The organism is Mucilaginibacter ginsenosidivorans, assembly GCF_007971025.1.
Lineage (GTDB): Bacteria > Bacteroidota > Bacteroidia > Sphingobacteriales > Sphingobacteriaceae > Mucilaginibacter > Mucilaginibacter ginsenosidivorans.
The window spans coordinates 368617-389092 of record NZ_CP042436.1 but is presented as its reverse complement, the minus strand read 5'-3'; the positions used below and the strand labels follow the sequence as shown (position 1 = coordinate 389092).

Annotated in this window: 21 protein-coding genes; 6 read left to right on the top strand and 15 right to left on the bottom strand. The window is 47.3% G+C overall.

Annotated elements, in window-relative coordinates:
* Positions 1-70: 70 nt before the first annotated feature.
* Positions 71-706, top strand: a complete 636-nt coding sequence (locus FRZ54_RS01780; protein ID WP_147029940.1) for a SprT-like domain-containing protein — start codon at positions 71-73, stop codon at positions 704-706.
* A 59-nt stretch (positions 707-765) separates the two neighbouring features.
* On the opposite strand, the gene FRZ54_RS01775 is transcribed toward FRZ54_RS01780, so the two are convergent.
* The 3 genes from FRZ54_RS01775 to FRZ54_RS01765 form a co-directional block, all read right to left on the bottom strand.
* A complete protein-coding gene (locus FRZ54_RS01775; RefSeq protein ID WP_147029939.1) occupies positions 766-1335 on the bottom strand; it encodes a zeta toxin family protein in 570 nt (189 codons plus the stop codon).
* A complete protein-coding gene (locus FRZ54_RS01770; RefSeq protein WP_147029938.1) occupies positions 1335-1586 on the bottom strand; it encodes a hypothetical protein in 252 nt (83 codons plus the stop codon). Before FRZ54_RS01770 ends, FRZ54_RS01775 begins: the two co-directional genes overlap by 1 nt.
* Before the next feature lie 201 nt (positions 1587-1787).
* Positions 1788-3764: an alpha-ketoacid dehydrogenase subunit alpha/beta gene (locus FRZ54_RS01765; protein WP_147029937.1), complete on the bottom strand. Its 1977-nt coding sequence runs from the start codon at positions 3762-3764 to the stop codon at positions 1788-1790.
* A gap of 61 nt (positions 3765-3825) precedes the next feature.
* Between FRZ54_RS01765 and FRZ54_RS01760 the strand changes: the two genes are divergently transcribed.
* Positions 3826-4677 carry a DUF4198 domain-containing protein gene (locus tag FRZ54_RS01760; RefSeq protein WP_147029936.1) on the top strand — a complete coding sequence of 284 codons (852 nt, stop codon included), beginning with the start codon at positions 3826-3828 and terminating at the stop codon, positions 4675-4677.
* 72 nt (positions 4678-4749) lie between these two features.
* Here the strand turns inward: FRZ54_RS01760 and FRZ54_RS01755 are convergent, their stop codons facing one another.
* The 11 genes from FRZ54_RS01755 to pdxA form a co-directional block, all read right to left on the bottom strand.
* Positions 4750-6135, bottom strand: a complete 1386-nt coding sequence (locus FRZ54_RS01755) for a LutB/LldF family L-lactate oxidation iron-sulfur protein (protein ID WP_147029935.1) — start codon at positions 6133-6135, stop codon at positions 4750-4752.
* 196 nt (positions 6136-6331) lie between these two features.
* Complete coding sequence (locus tag FRZ54_RS01750; protein ID WP_147029934.1) at positions 6332-7870, bottom strand: M28 family peptidase; 1539 nt, start codon at positions 7868-7870, stop codon at positions 6332-6334.
* Positions 7871-7996: 126 nt separating this feature from the next.
* Positions 7997-8428 carry a ribose 5-phosphate isomerase B gene (gene rpiB / locus FRZ54_RS01745; RefSeq protein WP_147029933.1) on the bottom strand — a complete coding sequence of 144 codons (432 nt, stop codon included), beginning with the start codon at positions 8426-8428 and terminating at the stop codon, positions 7997-7999.
* Between the two features lie 64 nt (positions 8429-8492).
* Positions 8493-9362, bottom strand: coding sequence for a twin-arginine translocase subunit TatC (gene tatC / locus FRZ54_RS01740; RefSeq protein ID WP_147029932.1), 870 nt, complete (start codon positions 9360-9362; stop codon positions 8493-8495).
* Positions 9363-9437: 75 nt separating this feature from the next.
* Entirely contained in the window at positions 9438-10778 is a 1341-nt protein-coding gene (accC, locus tag FRZ54_RS01735) for an acetyl-CoA carboxylase biotin carboxylase subunit (RefSeq protein WP_147034393.1), read from the bottom strand.
* Between the two features lie 110 nt (positions 10779-10888).
* Positions 10889-11368, bottom strand: coding sequence for an acetyl-CoA carboxylase biotin carboxyl carrier protein (accB, locus tag FRZ54_RS01730; RefSeq protein WP_147029931.1), 480 nt, complete (start codon positions 11366-11368; stop codon positions 10889-10891).
* 202 nt (positions 11369-11570) lie between these two features.
* Entirely contained in the window at positions 11571-12560 is a 990-nt protein-coding gene (locus FRZ54_RS01725) for a beta-ketoacyl-ACP synthase III (protein ID WP_147029930.1), read from the bottom strand.
* Positions 12561-12577: 17 nt separating this feature from the next.
* Positions 12578-13516 (bottom strand): phosphate acyltransferase PlsX, encoded by a 939-nt coding sequence (gene plsX, locus FRZ54_RS01720; protein ID WP_147029929.1) that lies wholly within the window; start codon positions 13514-13516, stop codon positions 12578-12580.
* A gap of 15 nt (positions 13517-13531) precedes the next feature.
* Entirely contained in the window at positions 13532-13723 is a 192-nt protein-coding gene (gene rpmF, locus FRZ54_RS01715; RefSeq protein ID WP_147029928.1) for a 50S ribosomal protein L32, read from the bottom strand.
* A gap of 17 nt (positions 13724-13740) precedes the next feature.
* Entirely contained in the window at positions 13741-14262 is a 522-nt protein-coding gene (locus FRZ54_RS01710; protein ID WP_147029927.1) for a YceD family protein, read from the bottom strand.
* 1160 nt (positions 14263-15422) lie between these two features.
* Positions 15423-16478: a 4-hydroxythreonine-4-phosphate dehydrogenase PdxA gene (gene pdxA / locus FRZ54_RS01705; RefSeq protein ID WP_147029926.1), complete on the bottom strand. Its 1056-nt coding sequence runs from the start codon at positions 16476-16478 to the stop codon at positions 15423-15425.
* Positions 16479-16689: 211 nt separating this feature from the next.
* Here pdxA and rsmA point away from each other — a divergent pair, with 211 nt between their 5' ends.
* The 4 genes from rsmA (at position 16690) to FRZ54_RS01685 (ending at position 19575) form a co-directional block, all read left to right on the top strand.
* Positions 16690-17469, top strand: coding sequence for a 16S rRNA (adenine(1518)-N(6)/adenine(1519)-N(6))-dimethyltransferase RsmA (gene rsmA / locus FRZ54_RS01700; protein WP_147029925.1), 780 nt, complete (start codon positions 16690-16692; stop codon positions 17467-17469).
* A 2-nt stretch (positions 17470-17471) separates the two neighbouring features.
* Entirely contained in the window at positions 17472-18401 is a 930-nt protein-coding gene (locus tag FRZ54_RS01695; RefSeq protein WP_147029924.1) for a 2-hydroxyacid dehydrogenase, read from the top strand.
* Positions 18402-18607: 206 nt separating this feature from the next.
* Positions 18608-19081 (top strand): transcription elongation factor GreA, encoded by a 474-nt coding sequence (gene greA / locus FRZ54_RS01690; protein WP_147029923.1) that lies wholly within the window; start codon positions 18608-18610, stop codon positions 19079-19081.
* 95 nt (positions 19082-19176) lie between these two features.
* Positions 19177-19575, top strand: coding sequence for an HIT family protein (locus FRZ54_RS01685; protein ID WP_147029922.1), 399 nt, complete (start codon positions 19177-19179; stop codon positions 19573-19575).
* A 282-nt stretch (positions 19576-19857) separates the two neighbouring features.
* Here the strand turns inward: FRZ54_RS01685 and ruvC are convergent, their stop codons facing one another.
* Positions 19858-20454 carry a crossover junction endodeoxyribonuclease RuvC gene (gene ruvC / locus FRZ54_RS01680; protein WP_147029921.1) on the bottom strand — a complete coding sequence of 199 codons (597 nt, stop codon included), beginning with the start codon at positions 20452-20454 and terminating at the stop codon, positions 19858-19860.
* Positions 20455-20476: the final 22 nt, after the last annotated feature.

Here is a 20476-nt window from a genome sequence, read left to right as displayed (position 1 = left end):
CCAAAGCTGAAAGCTTGTCCCGGATTAAAAAAAGCTTTAGACTTTAAGCTTTCAGCTTTCCGCTCCAAAAATGTATTTTTGGAAAGAGGTAAAATTGGATAAAGTAAAAGTATTAGAGATGTATCTTCCGCCGGCGGCTGCCCCGCTGATAGGCCGCTGGATAGATTACTTTAAGTGTGAGTTTAAGGTTTCCCGAAACCGAAACAGCAAGTTTGGCGATTACCGCCCGCCGCATGGCGGCAAGGGTCACCGCATATCGGTCAATTTTGATCTGAACCCCTACGCCTTCCTGGTAACTACGGTACACGAGTTTGCTCACCTGCATACCTGGAACCAGCATAAGCATAAAGCCAAACCGCACGGCGCCGAGTGGAAAGCCAATTTCAAAAAGATGATGCAGCCTTTTTTTGAACAGGAGATATTCCCGTTTGACGTGAAGCGAGCCATTGTAAGCTATTTGAATAACCCGGCGGCCTCGAGCTGCTCGGACCTGAATTTGTATAAAACACTCCGGTCCTACGACGCCCCAAAACCGGCGCACCTGACGGTGGATAAGGTGCCCATGAAAGCTTTGTTCAAACTAAAAAATGGCCGTGTTTTTCGTAAAGATGAGCAGTTGCGCAAACGGTTTAAATGCACGGAGATAGCTACGCGGAGGATCTATTTGTTTAGCCCGGTGGCTGAGGTGGAGTTGGTGGAGGGATGAGGCGAAAGGTGGAAAGGGTAAAACCCGCCTGCCGGCAGGCAGGGGCGAAAGGTTTTATTTTACTTTCTTAAAAGTTCATTGTAAAAGGGATGATTGAGAAGTTTCTCGTTTAACCATCTTAATATTCCTTTTTCAAAAATAGCAACGCGTGAACGTTCTGTGTCTGAATTGTCGAACAAGTATGCCTTATCAAACAAGGTAATGTGTTTTAATAAATTGATCCGGCTTTTATCATGTCTTCTTATAATATCTTCTCTTTCTACATGATGGCCTAAATTGGTCGTGCGTTCTTCAACCCTTGTTAGATTATCGAGCATAGACTCCAGGGCAACATAATATAGGATCGTTTTATAGCCGGCAGACTTTGCGGCTATTATTTCATTGACCTCTGAATTGCCGGAAAAAGTCGTTTCAAAAGCGAAGTCTACTTTTTTTTCGACTGCTTGCTTTCTTCGTTCTAAAGCGATCCTGGCTGCCTTTACATGGAACCCATAGTCTCCGAATTCTTTATAGGCGATTTCATCAGGATTGATTACATCGGATTTAATCGTCCCTTTTTGAATTAGGTACGATGTAAGCGTAGTCTTTCCTGAACCATTCGGACCACCAATGACAACTAAAGAGGGCATTATTTATCCAAAGGTTTAATGATCTCTTCAAGCAGGCGGTAGTCGCTTGTAAGTTCTTTCCGGACTAAAAATTTGGCGCCATTTGGATACTCTTTAACAAACAAGTCGCCTTTTAATGACTCTGGATATTTTTCGTTCCGGTAAAAGATAGGCACCCCCGCTTTCAGCATCTGCTCGGCGCCCCAGCCAGCTCCTTCATCTATGATCCGTTGAGTGGGATCTTCTTTATAAATATCTTCCAGCGTTACCATAATACTAAATTACCACTAATATTTTAAAGATAGCGAATATTCAGTTGCATCGTAGATGCAAAACGCCAGTAGAGAATTTAACAAAAAGACGTAACGTGCCATAAGTACGCGACATTAGTTCCGTACCTACGGCACGGAAAATACGTCAAATCAATTTTTTCTACCGACGTTTGACCCCGATGGGGTCGACGCCTTGCGTGATCAATAACTCAGCAACTTCTCCATCATTTTCGCTAATCTTCCTTTCGCCAAAAACTGGTCCTCCAATGCTTTGTTCATCGGGATGGCAGTATCCATGCTGGCGCAGCGCATAACAGGGGCATCCAGGTAAGTGAAGCAATGTTCGGCTAAATGGGCCGCTATTTCTCCGCCGAAACCGTTGGTTAGGGTGTCTTCGTGTAATATCAAAGCCTTGCCGGTCTTTTTTACGCTTACTTCCACAGCTTCCTTATCCCAGGGCTGCAGGCTGCGCAGGTCGACGATCTCGATGGACAGATCGCTATGCTGTTTTACATATTCCAATGCCCAATGTACACCCAGCCCATAGGTGATGATGCTGGCCCGGGTGCCTTCCTGTACCACACGGGCCTTGCCTATTTCGATGGTGTATTCGTCATCGGCAATATCTTCGCTTATGCTGCGGTATAGGTATTTATGTTCGAAATAGATGACCGGGTTCGGATCGTCAATGGCTGCTAATAGCAGACCTTTAGCATCCGAAGGGAAAGCCGGGTAAACTACTTTCAGGCCCGGTGTTTTGGTGAACCAGGCCTCGTTGCTTTGCGAATGGAACGGCCCGGCGCCCGTGCCCGCGCCCGTAGGCATGCGTACCACTACGTCCACGTTCTCGCCCCAGCGGTAATGCGTTTTTGCCAGGTTGTTGATCACCTGGTTAAAGGCGCAGGTGACAAAATCGGCAAACTGCATTTCGACAACGGATTTATAGCCATTGATAGACAAACCCATTGCCGCACCCACTATGCCCGACTCGCATATCGGCGTGTTGCGTACGCGTTCGCGGCCGAATTCTTCAACAAACCCCTGGGTTATTTTGAATGCACCGCCGTATTCGGCAATATCCTGGCCCATCAGAACCAGGTTCGGATGCTTTCGCATACCCTGGCGCAGGCCGTCGCTTATGGCGTCGATATAACGTTTGGTTGTTTTATTGTCAGATGGTTGTATTGTTGGATTGCTGTATGGTTTATACATATCAGCCAACTCGGTTTCCATATCGGGGATGATGTCGGGCTCATTGAATACCCTTTCGATCTGGATATCGATCATCGAAGTAAAACCGCTTTTGATCACCTTTATTTTTTCGGCGTCAAGCACACCTTCATCCAGTAAAAACTGCTCAAAATTAGCAATGGGGTCCTTTTCCTTCCATTCATCAAATAACTGCTGCGGTACATATTTGACACCCGATGCTTCCTCGTGCCCGCGCATCCTGAACGTCATACATTCCAATAACACAGGCCTCGGGTTTTGGCGGATGTCTTCCGCCAGTTCGCTAATGGTGTGATAAACTTCCAGGATGTTATTGCCATCTACGGTACGGCCTTCAATGCCATAACCAATTGCGCGGTCGCTTAGTTTTTCACATTTATATTGCTCGTTCACGGGCGTCGAGAGCCCGTAGCCGTTATTTTCGATCAAAAATATTACCGGTAAATTCCATACCGATGCCACATTCAGCGCTTCGTGAAAATCGCCTTCGCTCGTGCCGCCCTCGCCGGTAAAAACCAGGGTGGCCCTTTTTCTTTTGCTTAACACATCGGCCAGGGCGATACCGTCGGCCAGGGCCATTTGCGGACCCAGGTGCGATATCATCCCGATGATCTTATATTCCTGCGTACCGAAATGAAAGGAACGGTCGCGTCCTTTGGTAAAGCCCGACGCTTTTCCCTGCCATTGCGCCATTAACCGCGAAAGTGGGATATCGCGGGTTGTAAAGACGCCCAGGTTGCGGTGCATCGGCAGGATATATTCGTAAGGCTGCATGGCCAAAGTGCTGCCTACCGCTATGGCCTCCTGCCCGATACCGGAGAACCATTTGCCTATGCGCCCCTGCCTCAAAAGGATCAGCATTTTCTCCTCGATCAGCCTTGGCCACAGCAAAGCCTTGTAAAACGACACTAATTTGTCATTATCAACGTTTTTACGTTCGAAAATCATGAAGCGAAACTACTGAAGTTTTTAAAACTTTGTATGTTTGGGCAAATCAATAATCATCGCTATGAAATATATCTATTGCTGTCTCTTTTCCCTGCTTTTTCTTACGGTTCAAGAGGCCTGCGCCCAGGATTACATGCTGGTGCCGCAGCACTTTTATTTGCATAAGGGCGATGAGCTGAAAGTGCATTTGTTTAGTGCGAACCAGTTTGTGATTCAGGACAGGCTTAATTTCGACCCGGCGAAGATCGATAAGTTCAATATCAGCGCGGGTTCAAAAAAGTCGGATAAAGATATTGCCACCAAAAGCAGCGATACCATTGCAACCGTTACAGCCGAAAAGGACGGCCTGAACATGATAACCATGACCCGCAAACCGGTAATTGACGACGTGGAACGCGAAGATTTTACGCGCGAGCTCGACGACGAGGGGCTTACCCAATATTCGGAAAAAGTAAAAAACGGCAGTAAGGATATTTTCAGGGAACGGTTTACCTGGTACCTGAAAACATTGGTGAAGGTGGATAAGGAAAGCGCCAACGACTTTAACAAGAGCCAGGACCAGGATTACGAGATCATTTTAAAAGACAACCCATACAAAGGCAATTACGGCGATGATATAATCGGCCTCGTGAACTTTAAGGGCAAACCTGTCGTGAACGCTGTGGTGGTCTTTTACATCAAATCGCATGGCGGTAATGTGTTCGTTCAGAAATTATCTACGGATAAAGCGGGGCAGATCTATTTTAAACTGAGCAGGGAAGGGGTGTACATGCTGCGGTCGCTGCATATGGAGCCATCCAAAGATAAAAGCGCCGATTACGACACCTGGCTGACCACCTATACGTTCGCTTTTGTGAGCAGCAACGAGATGCCGAATACTTACAAGGAATTTGGTTTCGGGAACATACATTAAACCACGTAGAGACGCATGATTATGCGTCTTTACTGGTAGATATTACCCTGGGAGACGCATGATTATGCGTCTCTACATTTCGGATTGGTTCTTCTCCGCCCACATTTTGCTGAACGACTTATCGGCTACTTTGGGCATTTCGCGCAGTTTGCCCCAGGTTTTCCTGAACAGGGTTTTGAGGAAGAAGTTCTTGGTCTTTCCGCTGAAGAAGTCCATCCATTTACGGTTCAACATCCCGGTTTTCCAAAGCGCCCAGCCCCATTCTTCTTTTTTGGTAACTACGTGCTGCTTAACAGAATCGCGGCGGTTCAGCAGCAGCATTTTGTGTATGTCGATCTTTACCGGGCAAACCTCGCTGCATTTGCCACAAAGGCTGGATGCATAGCTCAGGTGTTTAAATTCCTCCATGCCGCGCGTGTGCGGCGTAATGATGGAGCCTATCGGCCCGCTGTAGGTGGTTTCGTAAGTATGCCCGCCGATATTCTTATAAACCGGGCAGGCATTCAAACAGGCGCCGCAGCGGATGCAGTAAAGCCCCTGGCGCTGGTCCTTTTGTGCAAGCAGGTTGGTACGGCCATTATCCAGCAGCACAACGTACATTTCTTCGGGGCCATCGGTTTCATCGCCCTGGCGCGGTCCGCTTAAAATGGTATTATAAACCGTCAGGTTTTGCCCGGTTCCGTGGGTTGAGAGCATCGGCCAGAAAAGGTCGAGATCTGCAATGGAAGGTATAATCTTTTCGATGCCGACAACGGCAATATGTATCTTCGGAAAGCTGGTGCTTAGCCTGGCGTTACCTTCGTTCTCGCTTATCGCAATGCTGCCGGTATCGGCCAGCAAAAAATTGGCGCCTGTAATACCCACATCGGCCTGCACATATTTGTCGCGCAGCAGCTCTCGTGCCTTTGCGGTTAGTTGTTCGGGTGTAAAATCCAGCGGTGTACCGAATTTTTCATTGAATAATTTGGCGATGTCCTCTTTGGACAGGTGCATGGCCGGGGTAACGATATGGTATGGCCGCTGGCCCAAAAGTTGAACAATATATTCCCCCAGGTCGGTCTCAAGCGATTCGATACCGTTATGTTCGAGGAACTCATTCAGCTCGATCTCCTCGGTCACCATCGACTTGGATTTGACAACAGTTTTGGCGCCCGCCTTTTGGATGATGTTCAGTATCTCGCGGTTGGCCTCTTCGGCGTCGTTCGCCCATATTACTTTACCGCCCCGTTTTTGAAAATTGGCCTCAAACTCGGGCAGGAACTTATCCAGGTTCTCCATCACCCGCCATTTGATCACATGGCCCTTCTTTTTGGAATTGTCGAGGTTGATGAGCCGCGACAGGCCCCTGTCCACAGCTGTATCATATTTGGCAATATTGTAGTTTATGATATGGCGATGGCTCATATCAAAAGCCTTATCCTCAGAGGCAACCAAAAACTCTTCTGCGATGTGTCCCATGGTTGCGAAAATAAGGATTTTATGTTTAAGGACAGTTGATTGGGTTGAATAAGTTAGATTAAGTTGACAGGTTCAAACAGGGTATAAAAAAGGCTTACGAAATTTTTAAAAACTTCGTAAGCCTGGTTATGCATGTGTTTTAAAACAAAAGGGCAGCCCAACAGCCGCCCTTTAAATATCTTAATCCGAAATGGCCTTATTCCGAAGATGGGGTGCCATCTACTATCGGTCTCTTGTCCCTGTTGGCCAGTTCCCAGCCGGTATAAAATACCAGTTGTGCACGTTTGGCTAATAGGGGGAAGTTGATCTTGCTCACTTCGTCGCCGGGCTGGTGGTAATCGGCATGTACGCCGTTGAAGTAGAAAATGATAGGCACCCCATGCTTGGCAAAGTTGTAATGATCTGAACGGTAGTAGAACCTGTTCGGATCTTTCGGATCGTCGTATTTATAGTCCTGGTCCAAGTGGGTGTATTTCGCGTTCGCATCCTCGTTTATCTGGTGCAGTTCCTTGCTTAGCATTGCCGAACCAATAGTATAAACATAGTTGGCCGAATCGGGCTTGCCGATGTATTCTTCGCCCACGCGACCGATCATATCGATATTAAGATCGGTAATGGTGTTAGCCAACGGGAACACCGGATGATCGGTATAATATTCGGAGCCCAACAGGCCTTTTTCTTCGCCAACGTTACCCAGGAACAGGACGCTCCTGCGCGGGCCGTGACCGTCTTTTTTAGCCTGTGAAAATGCTTTGGCTATTTCCAGTATCCCGGTAGTGCCCGAGCCGTCGTCGTCGGCGCCGTTGTTCACTTTATCTTTACCGTTCGGGTTTAAGCCGATATGGTCGTAATGTGCCGAGAAAACAAGCACCTCATCTTTCAGGTCGGTACCCGGCATGTAGCCCAATACGTCAACTGCTTTAACGTCTTTATTTACCGTATGAAAATCGACCTTTACATCGGCTTTGATAACCTGTGCGCCCGAGCCTTTCAGATCGGCATAAGATTTTCCGCTCGCTTTTACCAGTTGGTCGGCCAGGGCCGTGGTAATATGCATAACAGGTATTTGCTGTGTTACGTTCTTGCTTTCGGGTGTTTTTATGCTTAAGCGCCCGCCCCTTACCGACGATCCAAAACGTTTCATGAGGTTGGCAATTTCGCCGTTGGCGGCCAGTATCAAAGCAGGGTTCTTGCTTTTCAGGTTATTTAATATAGCGGTGCGGGCGGCTGTCGCGCGGTAGCTGGTGTTGGTTTCCTTGCCGGCTTCGGGCTTATCCTCGTTTATCAATAAAATTATCTTGTTGGCAATATCGATGTTGCCCAATTCGGCTTCGGTACCGTAACCCACAAAAACAATTTCGCTGGCAGTTATAGAATTGTCAGTTGCATTGGACCGGGTGAAGAAATCGACCCCGTTGGCAGCCGCTTCACCATTGGCAGTAAAAGTAATTTCCATCGAATTTTCCACTAATGGGATATCAAGGAAATATGAACCATTTACGGGCGGCTGCAATCCAAGCCTTTTAAATTCGGCTTCGATGTAATGCGCCGCTTTGTCGGCGCCGGGTTTGCCGGTTTCGCGTCCTTCGAAGGCATCCGAAGCGATAATGCTCAAATGCTTTTTGGCATCCTCAGCTGTTATCAACTTCGCGTATTTGGTCGGGTCTGCGATTTTTTGCGCGCTGGCGTATGTCCCGATAGCAAGCGCGCCGATGATTAAGTAAGTTTTTTTCATGTATGTATTTTGTTAATTATTGAGATTAGTTAACTGGTGATTAGTTACTTGTGATTGGTCAACCTGTGATTGGTTGACTGGTGATTTGTTAATTAGTGATTTGTTTTTAAACCTTCCCCCTTCACCTCAGCAAGCTATTTTGTTTACCCTGGTGGCGTGACGTCCGCCTTCAAATTCAGTATTCAGAAATGTTTGAACTATCTTTTCGGCTTCTTCTATCGAAATAAAGCGGGCAGGGATGCACACGATGTTGGCATTGTTATGCTTGCGTGCCAGTGCTGCCAGCTCTTCATTCCAGCAAATGGCGGCACGTATGCCCTGGTGTTTGTTCGCTGTTATAGCCACGCCGTTGGCGCTGCCGCAAACCAAGATGCCGAAGTCAAATTCGCCATTTTCAACGGCTGAAGCTACCGGATGAGCAAAGTCGGGGTAATCGGCCGAATCAGCCGAGTAAGTGCCGAAATCTTTTAAATTATCCTGGCCGAGCCATTTGGCTATCGCTTGCTTGTATTCAAAGCCTGCATGGTCGGCGCCAATGGCTATCCTGAGATCATTCATTGCTCAAAGCTATTATAAAAATCAAGCAACGAAGGTAAAGATTTTGTTGGAAACCAACAGCTAATTAGCTGGCTTCTGCATCGGCATTTCTTTTCTTGCGCCGGCGCTCAACCATCGATGCAACGCTGATACTCAACTCGTAAAGTAACAGCAGCGGGATAGCAACTACGGTCATGGTAAGCATATCCGGGGTTGGGGTAACAATAGCTGCTATGATCATGATGATAACGATGGCATAGCGCCTTGTATCGCGCATAAACTTGGGTGTAAGTATGCCTATGTTGGCAAGTATATACACCAAAATGGGCAGTTCGAAAACCAGGCCGGTGGCCAGTGTCAGCGTGGAAACGGACGATAGGTATGAGTCGACAGAAAACAGATTTTGTATCTGGCCGCTTACGGTAAAGCTCGACAGGAAATTAAGCGATACAGGTGTGATAATGAAATAACCGAACAACACACCGCATATAAAAAGAAGTGAGGCGTAAAAAACAAAGCCGCTTGCCGCTTTGCGTTCTTTTTCGTGCAGGGCGGGCTTTATAAACCTCCATAGTTCGTATAACAGGTACGGGATACCCATAACCAGGCCGATCATCAGCGACGAGTCGATCATCAGGGTAAACTGCCCCGCCATTTCGGTATTGATGAGGTGGATGTTGATACTGCTGATACACATATCGCGGTGCAGCCATTCGCCGATCTGGCACATTGCCCTGAAGGTCCAGAAATCCTTCCGGCTGGGGGCCATAATGATATGGTCGTATATCCAGGTGTAAAAGGCAAATGCGAATATGGTAAACACACAAATAGCCAGCGCCGAGCGGATAAGGTGCCACCTTAGTTCTTCCAGGTGGTCAAAAAATGACATCTCTGCCTCGAGGTTTTTACTTTTCTCTTTGACAGTATTGATTATTTTATCGCTTATCTTGCTCATTGCCTTGTATAAATAGCACCCCGGAAATTACGGTATGCTATTTACGATTTAATTTATTATTGCAGTGTAACTTTTTTAGTTAGTGTATTCAAAGGTCTCCATGAATTTGGTGGTAAAATTACCCGCCCTGAAGTTAGGGTCCTGCAATAATTTTAGATGGAAGGGGATAGTGGTCTTTATCCCTTCGATAACGAATTCGCTTAGTGCACGTTCCATGGTACTTAAAGCCTCCTCGCGGGTTTGCGCCACGCAGATCACTTTGGCTATCATCGAATCATAATTCGGCGGTATTACGTAACCCGAGTACACATGGGTATCGATACGCACACCATGGCCACCCGGTGAGTGGAAATTGGTGATCTTACCCGGCGCCGGGCGGAAGTTGTTGAAAGGATCTTCGGCATTGATACGGCATTCGATGGCGTGCATGGTTGGCTCGTAATTCTTCCCGGAGATAGGTATGCCCGCGGCAACTTTTATCTGCTCTTTTATCAGGTCGAAGTTGATCACCTCTTCGGTAACCGGGTGCTCCACCTGTATACGGGTGTTCATTTCCATAAAATAGAAGTTGCGGTCCTTATCTACCAAAAATTCTATGGTACCTGCCCCTTCATATTTTACCGCTTTGGCGCCTTTGATGGCAGCATCGCCCATACGCTTGCGCAGTTTTTCCGTCATGAACGGCGATGGCGATTCCTCCACCAGTTTCTGGTGACGGCGCTGGATAGAGCAGTCACGTTCGGAAAGGTGACAAACCTTGCCGTACTGGTCGCCCACAACCTGTATTTCGATGTGGCGCGGATCGACCACATATTTTTCAAGATATAAACCATCGTTGCCAAAAGCTGCTGCCGACTCGGCCCTTGCCGAATCCCAGGCAGGTTCAAACTCCTCGTCTTTCCAAACCTGGCGCATACCACGGCCACCGCCACCAGCGGTCGCTTTCAAAATTACGGGATAGCCTATTTTATTGGCTAAGGCAATGCCTTCCTTTACATCGTTCAACAAGCCTTCGGAACCCGGGATAGTTGGTACCCCGGCTTTTTTCATGGTAGCCTTGGCCGAAGCCTTATCGCCCATGGCGTTTATCTGGTCGGAGGTAGCGCCGATAAATTTGATGCCGTAATCAGCGCAAATGGCCGAGAACTTTGCATTTTCTGACAGAAAACCATAGCCCGGATGGATGGCGTCGGCATTGGTCAGTTCAGCCGCGGAGATGATATTGGGGATACTTAAATAGGAGTCTTTACTTGGGGGCGGACCTATGCATACGGCTTCATCAGCAAAACGTACATGCAGGCTGTCCCTGTCGACAGTTGAATAAACAGCTACAGTTTTGATGCCCATTTCCTTACACGTACGGATAATACGAAGGGCAATTTCGCCACGGTTAGCTATCAATATTTTCTTAAACATTTTCTTTCCTTTTGGGATTACACCGGATTCCATATTGATCGGTTAAAATAAATTGGATAATTGATCTACACCAGTCAAACCTTTACACAAGGCAACTTTGCGTGTAAATGTTATACCGGTTCAACCAGGAACAACGGCTGGTCGTATTCAACCGGCGATGCATTATCTACCAAAACCTTAACTATACGACCCGATACTTCCGATTCGATCTCGTTGAACAGTTTCATGGCCTCGATAATGCAAAGCACCTTGCCTTCTTTTATCTCGTCGCCAACGTTAACGAAAAGCGGTTTATCGGGTGATGCCGAGCGGTAGAAGGTGCCTATCATCGGCGATTTAATGGTAATATATTTTGATGTATCAGCCGCAGGAGCTGCTGCCGGGGCCTCAGCTGCCGGTGCCGCTGCTGCAGGAGCCGCTGCAATTGCTGCGGGTGCATGGGCCGGTTCAACCGGCAACGTTGCCGTAACATAAGTTGGCGCCTGGTTGGTTTTGATCGTGATCTTGAAGTCTTTCTGTTCGATCGCAACTTCATTTACCCCCGATTTTGAAACGAAGCGTATCAGGTCCTGAATCTGTTTAATATCCATAAGTTTGGAATTGGTTTTGGATAAAGAATTATTCTAAGTTATATCTTAATGCGCAGATGTGCAAATATGCAGTTTTCAAATGTGTGAATGTGCAGACGTGCAAATATGCAGATGTTTTAATTAGTCAGGGTTAATAGTTTTAATGGATTTTTATAATAGCAAATAAACAAAACATATTTATAAAAGTTCAGGCATTTGCACATTAATACGCCCATTTCAAATAGATCGATCCCCAGGTAAAGCCCCCGCCAAATGCGGCCAGTATCAGGTTATCGCCTTTTTTGAATTTATCTTCCCACTCCCACAGGCACAGCGGTATGGTACCGTTGGTCGTGTTGCCGTATCGCTCGATATTAATGATCACCTTATCGGCGCTAACGCCGGTACGGTTTGCCGTGGCATCGATAATGCGTTTGTTGGCCTGGTGCGGTACCAGCCATGCAATATCTTCCGACTCCAAACCATTGCGCTCCATAACCTCGGCTGCCACATCGGCCATATTGGTTACGGCAAATTTGAATACCGCCTGCCCTTCCTGGTAAGCGTAGTGCTCCATCGCATCAATGGTCTCGTGCGTGGCCGGTTTTAAAGATCCGCCTGCCTTTTGGTGCAGGAACGCACGACCCGCGCCATCGCTTTTCAGCACCGAATCTATCACACCATAACCTTCGGTATCTGGTTCCAGCAGTACCGCGCCGCAGCCGTCACCGAAAATGATGCAGGTTGCACGATCCTTATAATTAATAATGGCCGACATTTTATCGCCGCCCACAACCAAAACCTTGGTATGCTTGCCGCTCTCGATAAACTGCGCCCCGGTAGCCAACCCGAAGATAAACCCCGAGCAGGCCGCCTGCAGATCGTAACCCCAGGCATTTTTGGCGCCAATTTTATCCGCCAATATATTGGCCGTTGCCGGGAAAGGCATATCGGGCGTGGTGGTACAAAAAATTATCAGTTCTATTTCTTCGGCGGAAATGCCTCTTTTCTTCAGCAAACCTTCAACGGCCGGTACGGCCAGGTCTGATGTGGCAAGGCCCTCGCCTTTAAGTATCCTGCGTTCTTTTATCCCGGTACGACTGGTTATCCATTCGTCGTTCGTATCAACCATGGTTTCCAGTTCGTGGTTGGTCAGCACATAATCGGGAACGTATCCATTTACAGCAGTAATAGCAGCATGAATTTTATTCATCTATTATAGGGGTAGAATTACTGAAATGCGTTTTTAATTTTTTCGACAAGGCCGCTTTGCGCCATGTCCCTTGATAAAAGCACCATGTTTTTGATGGCCTCGGGGCTTGATATGCCATGCCCCACCACTACCGGCGCGTTAATGCCGAGGATAGGGCTGCCACCATATTGTTCATAGTTAAAGCGGGCGAAGAATTCGTCCTTTATTTGTTTTTTGAGTGATATCACATAAAACGACTCCGCCATTTTTAAGGCAACGTTGCCGGTAAAGCCATCGGTAACGTAAACATCGGCATGGTCGCTAAACAGATCGCGGCCCTCGATATTGCCTACAAAGTTGAAGTTTTTGTTTTCCTTCATCAGCGGGTAAACGGCCTGGCAAAGGGCGTTGCCCTTCTCCTCCTCTTCGCCAATGTTCAGTAACGAAACGCGTGGGCTAACCATGCCATAAACCGACTCGGCAAACAAGCTGCCCAGCACGCCAAATTGCGGCAGGTATTCGGGTTTGCAATCGGCATTGGCGCCAACATCCACTAAAATGCCAAAGCCACCCGTCAGTTTGGGTACGTTGGTCGACATGGCGGGGCGTATAACACCCTCGATGGTTTTCACGCTCAGCACCGAACCCACCAGCATGGCGCCGGTATTGCCCGCAGACGAAAAAGCGTCGATACCGCCGTCTTTCAACAGCTGGAAACCAACGCTTATGCTTGAACCTGGTTTTTTGATTACCGCCTTGGCCGGATGTTCGCCCATGCCGATAACCTCGGTAGTGTGAACGAACTCGAAATTTTCGGCGCTGAAATTATTTTCCTGAAGAATGGACAGGGCCACGTCCTTATCGCCGATAAGAACAAGTTGCTGGCCTTCGGGCAGTATTTTAGCGGCTTCAATTGCCCCTAAAACAGTAGCCTTTGGAGCGAAATCGCCGCCCATTATATCCAAGCCAATCTTCATTTCAGAAAATTAAACTTAGGCAGTTGCGGCGTTTTCGATAAGGATCTTACCGTTGTAATACACGTTACCATCAACAGTATAAGCTCTGTGTGGCAAATGTACGGCACCGGTTGTTTTGCAAGTGGTTAAAGTTGGAGCCTCAGCTTTGTAATGCGTTCTGCGTTTCGCTGTTCTCGATTTTGAAAATTTCCGTTTTGGATGTGGCATAACTTCCTGTAATTATATCATTTAATTTTTTTCAAAACGTCCCACCGTGGGTCCGTTTTTGTGTTTTGATCGTTGCTGGACGCCAGGGCGTTCAACCGGTCAAGCATCTCCTTATCACAATAAGGTGTTTTGCCCTCGTCGCTGCAAATCGCAATAAACGGCGCGGCAACATTTACGTATTCATATATCAGCCCGGCAATGTCGATCTCGTGATCGTTCTTTGTCAGGGTAATAATTTCTTCGTCCTCATCAATCTCCCCGCCGCTAAATTTGGCTATCTGCTGTTCCTTAATATCCACAGGCTGCGGGTACTCGGCAAGGCATTTATCGCAGGTAAGGGTAATGGTACCTTTAATGTCGAAACTGAGGATAAGCATGGTTTCCTGCTTTTCCAGTTCAACCTTGCAAACCAGGTCGGCCTTCTTCACCAGCGAGTATTCAAACTCGTCGAAAAAAGCATTGCCCACCTCATAATCAAAATCATGTTTCCCCAGCTTTAGCCCGGTGAACGGAATTGAATATGTTTTTAGCGATTTCAATGAGCGATAATTAGCCCGCAAATGTAGGGAATTTTTAGGAATGTGGAAAAAAAAGTTGAAATATGGGGAGTCGGGAAGTCCGGAAGTCGGCATAAGTCCGAAAGTTGGGGATTACGGGGCGGGAACTATAACTCCCTCCCACCGGGAGGGGTGCGGCTGGCAGCGAAGTGGCGGGGCGGGGTTTCGCCGCTATGGTGGTTGTCTGAACCTGGATTTTAAAAAACAATGTCATTTCGAACGAGCGCAGCGAGGAGAAAACTTAAACGCCTTGTCGCGGCTGCATTTTGTCTGAACCAGGATCAAACGGATTTAGACGATTAACTGATGCCGCCCCGCAGATTGCAAATCTTTAAATTTATGGAGCCCGGATTTCAAATCCGGACTAACAGGGGGGAGGAGACAGATAAAAACAGTAACAAAATGAAATGTCTAAATCATGTAAATAATACTTGAATTAAATATTTAAAAATAAAGATTAAATAATTTTAGTTTACTAATTAAAATCCTTCAAACATGAGTACCGAATCAATCCAAAATAAATTGCAAAATTCAAGAGAGGCGTATCTTTCCAAAATGAATTATGGCAATTCCGAAAACGCCACATTTAAAATTGCTTATAATGAATCTTATGAGAGCGTACATTGAGGACTAAATCGGGTACCGGCCCTGTTATTGAGTAGCAGTGACAGAGTTTCGCGCAGGGCTTGCGCTCACCCACCCCCGCCACCGCACGGGCTAACATTCATCACCACAATTGTGATGCTAAGCCTGCCTGCCGGCAGGGAACGAGGGGAACGCCCTTAGCCACTAAAAATTTATCATCCGGCAGCTTGAGGCAGCATTAGCCAACCTGGGGCAGAAACAGTCAAAAAAATGAAATTTCGCCCTGGCAGCTTCCGGGGGCATCCGGCCGCCGCCCGCGCCGTAATTTATAAAATGGCCGCCCGCGCTGCAATTTTATGGTTAACACCTTTTGGTGTAAAATTTACTTAATTAACTGATAATCAATATTTTAAACAGATGCGTGCACGAGAAAGTGTAAACCATGTTAACCCTCCCTTAAGCTGAAAGCGGAAAGACCAAAGCAGAAAGCTTGTTTATCCTTCTGCTTTGGTCTTTAGTATGTAAAAGCTTTACGCTTTCTGCCTTTAGCTTTCCGCTCAATCCCGGTCGCGGCTCAGCTTGGTTATCACTAATGGGTTTTCGGTGAGTACAGCGGTTTCGCGGCGGTGTTTGACAATGTGGATGGCGGTAAACAGCGCCTCGCGGAACGAGTCGGCGGAGGCAAGGTTCTGGCCGGCAATGTCGTAAGCGGTGCCATGGTCGGGCGAGGTACGCACAAAGCTTAATCCCGCCGTAAAGTTCACCCCCGATTCGAAGGCTATCTGTTTGAACGGTACCAGGCCCTGGTCGTGGTACATGGCCAGTACGGCATCAAACTTATGGTACGATGCATTGGCGAAAAAGCCGTCGGCCGGGTAGGGGCCAAAGGCCAGTATATCGTTGGCCTTAGCCTCCTGTATGGCGGGGATGATGGTGGTTTGCTCCTCGTCGCCGATCAGGCCGTTGTCGCCGGCATGGGGGTTAAGGCCCAGCACGGCTATTTTGGGGCGCTGTATCCAAAAATCGTTACGCAGGCTGGCGTCCATCAGCTTCAGCTTGGCCAGTATCTTTTCGGTGGTAACGCTTTGCGCAACGGAATGGAGGGGGATATGCCCGGTAACCACGCCCACGCGCAGGGTGTCGCTCACCAAAAACATCAGCGATTCGGTGGCGCCGGCGCGTTCCTGCAAATATTCGGTATGGCCGGGGAACTTAAACTCCTCGCCCTGGATGTTGTCCTTATTGATAGGGGCGGTCACCAGCGCGTCGATGTCGCCGCGCAGCAGGTCGTCGGTGGCGCGCTGTAATGATATAAGGGCGTATTTACCCCCGGTTTCGTTTATCTGCCCCAGGTCTATCTTTACGTCCTCCTCCCAGCAATTGATCATGTTTGCCTTGCGGTGCTGCGCCTGCGAAGCGTGGTTGATGACATGGAAATTGAAGTCGTTGATATTGATAGCCCGGCGGTGAAAGGAGGCTATTTTGGTTTGGCCGTAAACTATGGGTGTGCAGTAATCCAGTACTTTAGAGTCGGCCAGGGTTTTGATGATCACCTCGAGCCCTATGCCGTTAACATCGCCTATACTTATGCCTATTTTTAGTTTCTCGCTCATTATTGTTATGATTTCACCGATGATTTTTTGATTGCACCGATTAGCTTGTTATACGTTCTACGTTGGACGTTTTACGTTTTGATCTGCTTATTACGTACAACGTATAACGTCACACGTACAACTTCACAAAGATGCAAATAAAGAATTTAGGTATGCAAATTCCTGATTAAAGCGCAAATATGCATAATTTGCGCCTGTAATTGAGGTAAAAATGACAGTAGTAAGGGCAAAGAAGCACCTGGGCCAGCACTTTTTGACGGATAAAAATATAGCCGCTAAGATAGTTGGCAGCCTTCAGCTTACCGGTGGCTACAGCCAGGTACTGGAGGTGGGTCCCGGAATGGGCATCCTTTCCGACTTTCTGTTACAGCGCCTCGATTTGGAAACTTACCTGATAGATATTGATACGGAGTCGTACGAGTTCCTGCAAAAAAAGTACCCCCAGTTAGGCGAGCGCCTGATCAATGACGACTTTCTGGAAATGGATTTTGGTAAGGTTTTCCCGGGGAAGTTTGGCATTATTGGTAATTTCCCTTACAACATATCGTCGCAGATATTATTCAAGGTGCTGGATAGCCGGCAGCAGGTGGTTGAGGTTGTGGGGATGTTCCAGAAGGAAGTTGCCGAACGCTGCGCCGCCAAACCCGGCAGTAAGGAATATGGCATATTGAGCGTGTTTTTGCAGGCATATTATAAGATAGAATATTTGTTTACGGTGAAAGCAGGGGTGTTTAATCCGCCGCCAAAGGTGCTGTCGGCAGTGATACGGCTAACGCGGAACGAAGTAGCCGAGCTGGACTGCGACGAGAAGCTTTTCTGGCAGGTGGTGAAGGCCGGGTTTAACCAGCGCAGGAAAACGTTGCGGAACGCGGTATCATCCCTGGTGAATAAAGAGAAAATGACCGATGAGCCGCTGCTCGATCTGCGTGCCGAGCGGCTGAGTGTGGCAGATTTTGTTAGTTTGACGAATAAGATTGCTGAAAGCAGGTAATAATGAATAAGAATATATTGATCGTCGATGACATCCACCCGATCTTCATAGAACAGGCCGAAGCTATGGGCTACCACTGCGATTACCGGCCAACCATAAAACCGGAAGAAGCGTACGCCATTCTTGCTGATTATGAGGGTATAGTGATACGTTCCAAGTTTTTGGTGGACAGGAAAGTGCTCGACCTGAGTACCAAACTAGAATTTATCTGTCGTGCCGGGGCCGGTATGGATAATATTGATGAGGATTATGCCCGCGAAAAAGGAATTATCCTGATCAACGCTCCCGAAGGTAATATGGATGCCGTGGGCGAACATGCGATAGGCATGCTGCTGAGCCTGATGAATAACTTTAACCGCGCCGATGCCGAGATACGCAACGGCCAGTGGAAACGCGAAGCAAACCGCGGATATGAGCTGAAAGATAAGACAGTAGGTATCATCGGCTATGGCTTTATGGGGAGCAGCTTCGCTAAAAAATTGTCAGGCTTTGGGGTGAACGTGATAGCTTATGATAAATACAAAACCGGCTTTAGCGATCAGTACGCCCGCGAAGTAAGCATGGAGGAAATTGTGAAGCATTCGGATGTTTTGAGCCTGCACGTGCCGCTTACGCCGGAGACAGACGGACTGGTTGACGACGAATACCTGTTTCATTTCAAAAAGCCGATCTTTTTATTGAATACATCGCGTGGTAAAGTGGTAAAGACGCAGGCGGTATTGAACGCGATCAAACAGGGAAAGGTATTAGGAGCGGGCCTTGATGTGCTTGAAACCGAGAAGTTCCCTGCTTTAGGCGAACAGGCCTGGTATGAAGAATTAAGGCAGTCGGGCAAGGTGCTGTTAACCCCGCATGTGGCAGGCTGGACCTTTGATTCGTACCGCAGGATAAGCGAGGTGATGGCAGAAAAGCTGGGTAAAATAAAACCCTGAGACGGACGGTTTTACGAATAAAATCGCTCAAAAAATTTTGATTTTCAAACTTAATTCGTTTATCTTCGTTTTACTGAAAAGCAAGACTATGCAGGCATCAGCCCACATAGTCTTGTTTGTTTTTTAGACGAACACGTCCTTCCTGAAAACAGGGGGACTGTTTTTTTTCGTATCTGTTTATAAACTAAAGAATTAAAAATAGGGTTATGGCTGAGGTAGCATACTATACCAAAGATGGTTTAGAAAAATTAAAGGAAGAATTACAACAATTAAAAACTTCGGGCAGGGCAAACATTGCGAAGGCAATTGCCGAGGCGCGTGACAAAGGCGACCTTTCGGAAAATGCCGAATATGATGCAGCCAAAGAAGCGCAGGGCCACCATGAGACCAAAATAGCCAAGATGGAAGAACTGCTTGCCAACGCGCGTTTATTGGACGAAAGTAAGCTGGATACCTCAAAGGTGCTGGCATTATCCATCGTTAAAATAAAAAATACAAAAAACGGCGCTACCATGAGCTACCAGCTGGTATCCGAAAGCGAAGCCGACCTGAAATCGGGCAAGATATCAGTAACCTCGCCCATAGCCAAAGGGCTGTTAGGTAAAAAAGTGGGCGAGACAACCGAAATACAGGTACCCGCCGGTAAAATGGAATTTGAAATATTGGAAATAAGCCGTTAGTTAAGTGGTTGATTGAGTTGATTAAGTGAGTAGTTGATAGCCTTCTTTAAAACTTAGTCAACCTAATCAACTCAATTCAACACAATCAACTCACTATGACCATCTTCTCAAAAATAGTAGCCGGCGAAATACCCGCCTATAAAGTAGCCGAAACGATAGATTACCTGGCTTTCCTGGATATTAGTCCGCTGGCTGAAGGTCATGTGCTGGTGATACCCAAAAAAGAGGTTGATTACCTGTTCGACCTGGATGACGAACTTTATACCGGCCTGCAGATATTTGCCAAAATAGTAGCTACAGGTTTACGAAAAGCTATCCCTTGTAAAAGGATAGGTGTTGCTGTTATCGGCCTCGAAGTGCCGCATGCGCATATCCACCTGATACCCATGAATAGCGTGAGCGATCTCAATTTCTCTCGCCCTAAATTGAGCTTTACCCCTGAACAATTACAGGCAACGGCCGATAAGATCAGGGACGCTTTGAGGAGTGAATAATGTGCTGATTTCAGATGTGCGAATGTGCAGATGTTTTTTCGTCTCATTATCATGAACACAAGAGAAGGGATGGACAACAATATCAAACTCCCGCGATGTCATTTCGAACCGCTGCAAGCGGGAGAAATCTTATACATCACGCCTGGCGTCGGGTGTATAGCGTATAAGATCTCTTGCTATTGTTCGAAATGACATTGTTGTTAAGGATATGCAATTAGATCTTGTCCGTTTTGTCTCATCACCCCTGATAAAAAAAACGGGCGGACAGGAGATACAGGTAGCTTATTTTTTGATCTTTAATCCACTTACCCGGTTCGTATTATCCTTCACAAAAGTTTCCCATCCCGAATAGGATTTTTTACCGCCGGTTTTACCGGTACTTGTGCTTATTTTTTGGAACGAATGGCATACTGCAACGGCAAGGCCGTCGGTGGCGTCTAAAAATTCCGGGGTCTCCTTAAATTTTAACAGGTTTTGAAGCATGGCTGCCACCTGCTCCTTGGTAGCATTACCATTGCCTGTTATGGCCTGTTTTATTTTGCGGGGCGAATATTCGGTGATGGTTATGTTACGAGACAGTGCTGCGGCCATCGCCACGCCCTGCGCGCGACCCAGTTTGAGCATCACCTGTATGTTTTTGCCATAGAACGGCGCCTCGATAGCCAGGCAATCAGGGTGATAGTTGTCTATCAGGGCCACGGTCTTTTCAAAAATACGCTGCAACTTCAGCATGTGGTCGTCCAGGCTTTCCATCTTCACCACACCCAGGCTGATGAGTTCCATTTTCGATCCGGTCTCTTTCACTAACCCGTAGCCCATTACCGCTGTGCCCGGGTCAATGCCTAATATGATGCGTTCTTTTTGTACGGATTGCTGCATGGTTGGACGGTTAGACTAGCGA

Excerpts from the sequence above, each read along its gene's own strand:
- FRZ54_RS01685 (WP_147029922.1), top strand. The coding sequence starts at position 19,177 with ATGACCATCTTCTCAAAAATAGTAGCCGGCGAAATACCCGCCTATAAA.
- FRZ54_RS01725 (WP_147029930.1), bottom strand. The coding sequence starts at position 12,560 with ATGAATAAAATTCATGCTGCTATTACTGCTGTAAATGGATACGTTCCC.
- FRZ54_RS01760 (WP_147029936.1), top strand. The coding sequence starts at position 3,826 with ATGAAATATATCTATTGCTGTCTCTTTTCCCTGCTTTTTCTTACGGTT.
- FRZ54_RS01780 (WP_147029940.1), top strand. The coding sequence starts at position 71 with ATGTATTTTTGGAAAGAGGTAAAATTGGATAAAGTAAAAGTATTAGAG.
- ruvC (WP_147029921.1), bottom strand. The coding sequence starts at position 20,454 with ATGCAGCAATCCGTACAAAAAGAACGCATCATATTAGGCATTGACCCG.
- accC (WP_147034393.1), bottom strand. The coding sequence starts at position 10,778 with ATGTTTAAGAAAATATTGATAGCTAACCGTGGCGAAATTGCCCTTCGT.
- tatC (WP_147029932.1), bottom strand. The coding sequence starts at position 9,362 with ATGAGCAAGATAAGCGATAAAATAATCAATACTGTCAAAGAGAAAAGT.
- greA (WP_147029923.1), top strand. The coding sequence starts at position 18,608 with ATGGCTGAGGTAGCATACTATACCAAAGATGGTTTAGAAAAATTAAAG.
- accB (WP_147029931.1), bottom strand. The coding sequence starts at position 11,368 with ATGGATATTAAACAGATTCAGGACCTGATACGCTTCGTTTCAAAATCG.
- FRZ54_RS01765 (WP_147029937.1), bottom strand. The coding sequence starts at position 3,764 with ATGATTTTCGAACGTAAAAACGTTGATAATGACAAATTAGTGTCGTTT.
- pdxA (WP_147029926.1), bottom strand. The coding sequence starts at position 16,478 with ATGAGCGAGAAACTAAAAATAGGCATAAGTATAGGCGATGTTAACGGC.
- plsX (WP_147029929.1), bottom strand. The coding sequence starts at position 13,516 with ATGAAGATTGGCTTGGATATAATGGGCGGCGATTTCGCTCCAAAGGCT.
- rpmF (WP_147029928.1), bottom strand. The coding sequence starts at position 13,723 with ATGCCACATCCAAAACGGAAATTTTCAAAATCGAGAACAGCGAAACGC.
- rpiB (WP_147029933.1), bottom strand. The coding sequence starts at position 8,428 with ATGAATGATCTCAGGATAGCCATTGGCGCCGACCATGCAGGCTTTGAA.
- rsmA (WP_147029925.1), top strand. The coding sequence starts at position 16,690 with ATGACAGTAGTAAGGGCAAAGAAGCACCTGGGCCAGCACTTTTTGACG.
- FRZ54_RS01750 (WP_147029934.1), bottom strand. The coding sequence starts at position 7,870 with ATGAAAAAAACTTACTTAATCATCGGCGCGCTTGCTATCGGGACATAC.
- FRZ54_RS01755 (WP_147029935.1), bottom strand. The coding sequence starts at position 6,135 with ATGGGACACATCGCAGAAGAGTTTTTGGTTGCCTCTGAGGATAAGGCT.
- FRZ54_RS01695 (WP_147029924.1), top strand. The coding sequence starts at position 17,472 with ATGAATAAGAATATATTGATCGTCGATGACATCCACCCGATCTTCATA.
- FRZ54_RS01770 (WP_147029938.1), bottom strand. The coding sequence starts at position 1,586 with ATGGTAACGCTGGAAGATATTTATAAAGAAGATCCCACTCAACGGATC.
- FRZ54_RS01775 (WP_147029939.1), bottom strand. The coding sequence starts at position 1,335 with ATGCCCTCTTTAGTTGTCATTGGTGGTCCGAATGGTTCAGGAAAGACT.